The following is a 6,410-nucleotide window of genomic DNA, read 5'->3' as shown; positions in this document are numbered from 1 at the left end:
TCTCGCCGCTGTTCCCGACGCTCGTGGCGCGCACGCCGGCGCGGCTCGGTGCGGCGGCGGCGCTGCATGCGGTGGGCTTCCAGGTGGCGGCGGCGACCGTCGGCGTCGCGGTGCTGCCGGGCGCGATCGGGCTGGCGGTGGAAGGCTTCGGCGCCGACGTGGCGCCGTGGCTGGTGGCGGTGCTCACGGCCGTGCTGGCGGTGCAGGTGCGCCGGCTGGGGTGACCCGCGTCGGCTCGCAGCGGAAGGCGCGCCCGGAACCGCGCGCGTCGCAGTCACCCAAGACAAAGCGCCCGAGCGGCGATGCCGCCAGGTGATCCCAGCCGGCCCGGACCGCGCCGGCCAGTAGCAGGCCGACCACCACCCAATCGCGCGCCGTCAATGCAGCGGCAGCGCCAGCGGCGAGATCTCGTCGCCGCTGCGGCCGCGATAGTCGCGCCCGCGCGCGTCGCGCAGCATCCTTGCCTGACTCTCGGCCAGGATGCCCGCGGCTTCCGTGACGTCCAGCCGGGTCGGCCTGCCGTTCGCGAAGACCGTCTCGCCGCCGACCAGCACGCGCTTCACCGCGCGGTCGGCGGCATGGAACAGCAGCGCGCGCAGCGGATCACGCGGCGGGTTCATCAGCGGATGCGCCAGGTCCACCAGCACCAGGTCCGCCGCCGCGCCCTTCTCCAGGCGCCCGAGATCCGGCCGGCCGAGCGCCGTGGCACCACCGACCGTCGCCGCGTGGAAGACGCTGCCGGTATCGGCCGCCGCCACGTCGCGCACCGCGTTGCGCGCCAGGATGATCGCGAGGCGCATCTCCTCGATCAGGTTGTGCGGCGCGCAGTCGGTGCCGAAGCCCATGTTCACGCCGCGCGCGCGGTACTTACCGAAATGCTTCAGGTGCTCGCCATAGCGCGCGAAGGGGGTCGGGCAGTGCGCGACGGTGGCGCCGCTGTCCGCCACCAGGCCGATATCCTTCGCGGTGTGCCAGCCGATCGAGGCGTGCTCGTCCACGAAGATCGCGTGGCCCAGGATACTGCGCGGCGTCAGCAGGCCGATCGACTCTGCCCACTGGATCGGCGTGGTGCCGTGGCGGCGGATCATCTCGCGCACCTCGACGACGGCCTGCGCGATATGGGTGGTGAAGCCGCGGCCGGTCTCGCCGGCATAGGCGATGGCCTCGCGCAGCATGTCCTCCTCCACCGTGTCGATCTGGGCGGGGAAGACGATGCCATGGAGGCGGCCGGAATTGTCGGCCTCGGCCTGCTTCATCACCTGCTTGGCGGCCTCGAACTGGGTGCGGGCGTTCTCGCGGTTCCACAGGTAGGTCACGGTCTGCGGCGCCGACATGCCCCAGTGCGCGGCGGCGAAGCCGGGGCCGGCCCAGACGCGCAGCCCGCTCTCGCGCATGATGGGTAGCCAGTCCGGGAAGGGTGGCGAGAGATCGACCACGCTGGTCACCCCCGCCGACATGAGTTCGGCATAGGCGAGGCGCATCGCCGCCGCCTGGCCGGCCTGGTCGATGCGGAAGGCCTGCAGGCGCTCGAACAGCCCGGTCATCTGCTGTTCCGGTACGCCGTGATCCTCGCGCACGCCGCGGGATGCCGGTTCGGTCGTCGGATGCGTGTGGATGTTGACCAGGCCCGGCATGACCAGCATTCGGCGGCCATCCACCACCTCCGCGCCCTCGGGCGGAGGCGCGTCGGGGTCGTGGCGCGCGATGGCGGCGATGCGCCCGCCCTCGATCAGCACGTCCATGCCGCGCGCATAGGCGTGGCGCTTCGCCGGCGCGTCCCACACCACCGCCCAGGCGGCGTCGCGGATCAGCATCGGTGCGGTCATGGGGCGTCTCCTTCAGCGGGCACGGTTCGCGTAGTCCCAGGTGGTGAAGCTGTAGTCCTGCTGCGCGCGCGCCTGCAGGTGGCACGTGAAGCAGGCGTTGAGCGGCCGGTCGACCCACGCGCCGGTCTGCGGGTTGAACACGGCATATTCCCACTCGCCGTTGCGCAGTTCCGGCCCGTAGCCCTCGCCCCAGCCACGTTCCTTCTGCTGCGCTGCGATAGCGATGAAGGCGGGCTCCGGGATCAGCCGGCCATTGCCGTCCAGCAGCACATTGCCCTGCGCGTCGACCCGCGCGCGCTGGTCGGCCATGATGGCGAGCGTGCCGTAGGGCAGCGGCTGGCCGGCGGTGAGCGCGGCGAAGGCCTCCGGGTTCACGTACATGTTGCGGATGATCTTGCGGTCCGGCCGGTCCACCGTGGTGTAGCGGATGAAGCGCTGCTGCCAGTCGGCCGGGAGCTCGATGTTGTGCGGGCCGGGGCTGTAGGCGCGCTGCTGCGCCAGCGCGGCGCTGCCGAGTGCGGCCAGCATCCCGATCGCGGCAAGGCCTGCAACACGCTTCATGGCCGATCCTCCCTGTGGTGAAACGCATCCGGCCCCGTCCGCGCGCCGAGCGCAAGGGGAAGCTGGCGGCGGGGCATGACCGACGGCGCGAAGCGCGCCTATCCTGCCGGCGGAGGAACGCCACCGCATGACCGCCGACATCCTGCTCGCCCTCGACCAGGGCACGACAAGCACGCGCACCATCGCCTTCGACGCCGCGCTGGCGCCGCTCGCCGTCGCGCAGGAGGAACTGCCGCAGCATTTCCCGAGCCCCGGCTGGGTCGAGCACGAGCCGGAGGACATCTGGCGCGGGGCGCTGTCCACGCTGCGCAACGCCCTGTCGAAGGCCGGCGGGGATGCGGCGCGCGTCGCGGGCATCGGCATCACCAACCAGCGTGAGACGACCCTGCTGTGGGACCGCGCCACCGGCCGCTGCCTGCACCGCGCCATCGTCTGGCAGGATCGCCGAACGGCGGAGCACTGCGCGCGGTTGCGCAGCGAGGGCCTCGAACCATTGCTGACCGAACGCAGCGGCCTGCTGGCGGACCCGTATTTCTCTGCCACCAAGTTGGCCTGGCTGCTCGACAACGTGCCCGGCGCGCGCGCCGCGGCGGAACGCGGCAGCCTCGCCTTCGGCACGGTGGACGCCTTCCTGCTCTGGCGCCTGACCGGCGGGCGCGTGCATGCGACGGATGCCACCAACGCCGCACGCACGATGCTGTTCGACATCCGCCGCGGCGGCTGGGATGATGACCTGCTGCGTATCTTCCGCATCCCGCGCGCCGTGCTGCCGGAAGTGCGCGACTGCGCCGCGGAATTCGGCGCGACCGATGCCACGCTGCTCGGCGCTGCGGTACCGGTGCGCGGCATGGCCGGCGACCAGCAGGCCGCCACCGTCGGCCAGGGCTGCTTCACGCCGGGCATGGTGAAGTCCACCTACGGCACCGGCTGCTTCGCCATGCTGAACACCGGCGCCGATCCCGTGGCATCGCGCAACCGGCTGCTGACCACCATCGCCTACCAGTTGGGCGGCGCGCGCACCTATGCGCTGGAAGGCGCGATCTTCGTCGCCGGCGCGGCGGTGCAGTGGCTGCGTGACGGACTTGGCATCATCCGCGACGCGGCGGAGGCCGGCGTGCTGGCCGCGCAGGCCGATCCCGCGCAGCAGATGGTGCTGGTGCCGGCCTTCACCGGCCTTGGCGCGCCGCATTGGGATGCGGATGCGCGCGGCGCGATCTTCGGCCTCACCCGCGGCAGCGGCCGGGCGGAGATCTGCCGCGCCGCGCTCGAGTCCGTGGCCTTCCAGACGCGCGACCTGATCGACGCCATGCTCGCGGACTGGCCCGCGGCGGGCGGCACGGTGCTGCGCGTGGATGGCGGCATGGTCGCGTCGGACTGGACCATGCAGTTCCTCGCGGACGTGCTCGGCGCGCCGGTCGACCGGCCCGTGGTGCGCGAGACCACAGCGCTGGGGGCCGCCTATCTCGCCGGCCTACAGGCGGGGCTGCTGCCTGCGCCCGGTGCCAGCGGCGCCACGCATTGGCGGCTTGAGCGCCGCTTCACGCCGGCCATGCCCCGCGCGGAGGCCGCGCGGCGCCACGCCCTGTGGCAGGATGCCGTGCGGCGCACGCTGACCGGGCGCCGCGCATGAACGGCGTGCGCCGCATCATCAACGCCTATGGCACCAACACGCGCCTGTCCGGCGGCCTGATGGCGCCGGAGGTGGTGTCCGCGATGGCCGAGGCCGCGCGGTCCTGCTTCGAGATGCCCGATGTCCAGGCCGCGGCATCGCGCGCCATCGTCGAGGCGACGGGTGCCGAGGCCGGGATCGTCACGGCGGGTGCGGCGGCCGCGCTCATGCTGGGGGCTGCCGCCTGCATGGCGCGGCTTGATCCCGCGGCGATGAACCGCCTGCCGGACACCGACGGGCTGCCGAACGAGTTCATCGTCAGCCGCAGCCAGCGCAACATGTACGACCGGTCCCTGCGCGTCGCCGGCGGGCGCATCGTGGAGGTCGGCATCCCCGACCGTCTCTCCGGCCCCGGCGTGCGCGACGCGAGTGCGGGCGAGATCGCGGAGGCCATCACGCCACGCTCCGCCGCGGTGTTCCATCTGGCGGGCGAGGCGGCGGAACCGCCGCTGGAAGACGTGGTGCGCGTCGCCCATGCGCGCGGCATCCCGGTGCTGGTGGATGCCGCGGCTCAGTTGCCGCCCGCGTCGAACCTGCGGCGCTTCATCGAGCAAGGCGCGGATCTGGTGTGCTTCTCCGGCGGCAAGGCGATCGGCGGGCCGCAGGCCTCGGGTATCCTGGCAGGGCGGCAGGACCTGGTGAGCAGCGCGCTGGTGCAGATGCTCGACCTCGACCTGCCGGAGGCGCAGTTCGCGGCACCGCCGGAATTCGCGCCGCTGAACCAGCTCCGCTTCCTGCCGCATCACGGCATCGGCCGCGTGGCGAAGGTTGGGAAGGAGGAAGTGGCCGGGCTGATCGCGGCGCTGCGCCGCTTCCTGGCGGAGGACCCCGCGGCACGTAGCGCGCGCTGGACCGCGCGGTTGGTCGCGCTGCGCGATGCCGTGCCCGGCGCGGTGCTGGTGCCTGATGGCGCGAAGCCCGGCCTGCCGCTGCTGGAACTGCGCTTCGCCGACCGCGCGGCGGCGGACCGCGCGGAGGAGACGCTGCGTGCGCGCGACCCGGCGGTGCATGTGGATGCCTCGCGCCTGCGTCGCGGCATCCTGGCGGTCAACCCGATCGCGCTCGACGACGCCGACCTGCCGCTTCTGGCTGCGGCGCTTCGGGCGGTGGCGCCGGCGGCGTGATCCGCCTGCGCGGGGCGCGCCGCAGGCCTGGCCCGGGCTCGCGCGGCGCTACCCGCCCGCCACGCCCTGCGTGTTCACGTAGAGGCTGTAGAGCGACTGCGCGGCGGCCATGAACAGCCGGTTCCGGTGCCGCCCGCCGAAGGCCACGTTGGCGCAGCGTTCCGGCAGATGGATATGCCCGATCGGCGCACCCGCGGCGTTGTACACGCGCACGCCGTCGTATTCCGGCGTCATGCCCCAGCCGCACCAGAGGTTGCCATCCACGTCCACGCGGAAGCCGTCCGGTGTTTCCCCGGTGCGGCAGGCGACGAAGACGCGGCGGTTCGTCAGCCGCGCGCCGTCCACGTCGTAGGCGAGGATGTTGCGCGGCTCGCTGCGGCTTTCGATGACATAGAGGATGCTCTCATCCGGGCTGAAGGCGAGGCCGTTCGGATGGTCCACGTCGTCGGCCACCAGCGTGACCTCGCCGGTCGCGCCGTCGATGCGATAGACGTTGGTGTGCGGCAGTTCGGCGGCCTGCTTCTCGCCCTCGTAGAAGGCGGCCAGGCCGAAGGGCGGGTCGGTGAACCAGACCGACCCGTCGGACTTCACCACCACGTCGTTCGGGCTGTTCAGCCGCTTGCCCTGGTAGTGGTTCGCCAGCACGGTGATCGCACCGTCGTATTCGAAGCGCACCACGCGCCGCCCGCCATGCTCGCAGGCGATGATGCGGCCCTGGCGGTCGCGCGTGTGGCCGTTCGCGTTGTTCGACGGCTTGCGCCAGGCGCTGACCGCGCCGGTTTCCTCGTCCCACTTCAGCACGCGGTTGTTCGGGATGTCGGACCACAGCAGGCAGCGCGCATCGCCGAGCCAGACCGGGCCCTCGCCCCAGCGCGTGCCGTGGTAGAGGCGCTCCACCGCGGACAGCGCCAGGTGGTAGCGCTTGAAGGACGGGTCGAGCGCCACGATGGCGGGGTCGGGATAGCGCAGGCTCGGCTGCCAGCGCGGGTCGTCGGTCATGGCGGGCTTCCTCCGGGGACGTGGCCCGGAGCATAGGCGCGATGCCTCAAGGCGGGTATCCGGCGTTGCCGGATCACACGGGCGCGGCGAGCGTCCGAAGCTTGCGGCGCGTGGCGCACGCCTGCCTGGCCGGCGACGCGTCGCCCCCTTGGCGCCGCGGCTATCGCGTGCCGCGCGGAGGCGCGGGCAGGCTCTCGGACTGCACGCGCGGCGTGGTGGCGGGGCCGGGGC

At 72.8% G+C, this 6,410-nt stretch carries 6 protein-coding genes; 3 read left to right on the top strand and 3 right to left on the bottom strand.

The window, feature by feature from the left end; genetic code table 11:
- Positions 1-224 (top strand): hypothetical protein (locus tag HW578_RS21315; RefSeq protein WP_198372729.1); only part of this gene is annotated, 224 nt, incomplete at its 5' end.
- A gap of 153 nt (positions 225-377) precedes the next feature.
- Here HW578_RS21315 and HW578_RS21310 read toward each other — a convergent pair.
- On the bottom strand, positions 378-1,826 hold the full coding sequence (locus HW578_RS21310) for an amidohydrolase family protein (protein WP_198372728.1): 1,449 nt from the start codon (positions 1,824-1,826) through the stop codon (positions 378-380).
- Positions 1,827-1,838: 12 nt separating this feature from the next.
- Positions 1,839-2,387, bottom strand: coding sequence for a cytochrome P460 family protein (locus HW578_RS21305; RefSeq protein WP_198372727.1), 549 nt, complete (start codon positions 2,385-2,387; stop codon positions 1,839-1,841).
- Positions 2,388-2,514: 127 nt separating this feature from the next.
- Here HW578_RS21305 and glpK point away from each other — a divergent pair, with 127 nt between their 5' ends.
- Positions 2,515-4,017, top strand: a complete 1,503-nt coding sequence (gene glpK / locus HW578_RS21300) for a glycerol kinase GlpK (protein WP_198372726.1) — start codon at positions 2,515-2,517, stop codon at positions 4,015-4,017.
- Complete coding sequence (locus HW578_RS21295; RefSeq protein ID WP_198372725.1) at positions 4,014-5,180, top strand: aminotransferase class V-fold PLP-dependent enzyme; 1,167 nt, start codon at positions 4,014-4,016, stop codon at positions 5,178-5,180. The genes glpK and HW578_RS21295 overlap by 4 nt, the downstream gene beginning before the upstream one ends.
- Positions 5,181-5,228: 48 nt before the next feature.
- On the opposite strand, the gene HW578_RS21290 is transcribed toward HW578_RS21295, so the two are convergent.
- Positions 5,229-6,179 carry an SMP-30/gluconolactonase/LRE family protein gene (locus tag HW578_RS21290; protein WP_198372724.1) on the bottom strand — a complete coding sequence of 317 codons (951 nt, stop codon included), beginning with the start codon at positions 6,177-6,179 and terminating at the stop codon, positions 5,229-5,231.
- Positions 6,180-6,410: the final 231 nt, after the last annotated feature.

Origin of the sequence: Roseomonas rosulenta (genome assembly GCF_016106005.1) — a bacterium.
Taxonomy (GTDB): domain Bacteria; phylum Pseudomonadota; class Alphaproteobacteria; order Acetobacterales; family Acetobacteraceae; genus Neoroseomonas; species Neoroseomonas rosulenta.
Note: the sequence above shows the minus strand (reverse complement) of the source record. Positions and strands in the feature narration are given on the sequence as shown.